Source organism: Psychrobacter proteolyticus (assembly GCF_038155145.1).
Lineage (GTDB): Bacteria > Pseudomonadota > Gammaproteobacteria > Pseudomonadales > Moraxellaceae > Psychrobacter > Psychrobacter proteolyticus_B.
This window is the reverse complement of sequence record NZ_JBAKAY010000253.1, coordinates 1-208: the sequence shown is the minus strand read 5'-3', so window position 1 is coordinate 208 and position 208 is coordinate 1. Positions and strand designations below refer to the sequence as shown.

Annotated in this window: 1 pseudogene; it reads right to left on the bottom strand. The window is 48.6% G+C overall.

The annotated features are described in order from the left end of the window. Nucleotides 1-208, bottom strand: a pseudogene (locus V6252_RS13730) (murein biosynthesis integral membrane protein MurJ); the annotation flags it as partial.

Below are 208 nucleotides of genomic sequence, written 5' to 3'. Positions count from 1 at the left end.
GACGATACGCTGCCACTGAGCCTCATCGGTAGGGAAGTAAGGGATCATAAAATAAAGCACGCCAATCATAGAGCCAGTCGAGATAGCTAACTGCGTAAACAGCTTTTTCCAATGCGGACCGAAACGGAAAATATCTCGCTTGTGCAAGAAGTAATATAGCAAGCCTGCGTGTACAAACGCAGCGCCAGTCGTAGCCAAAGCCAGACCA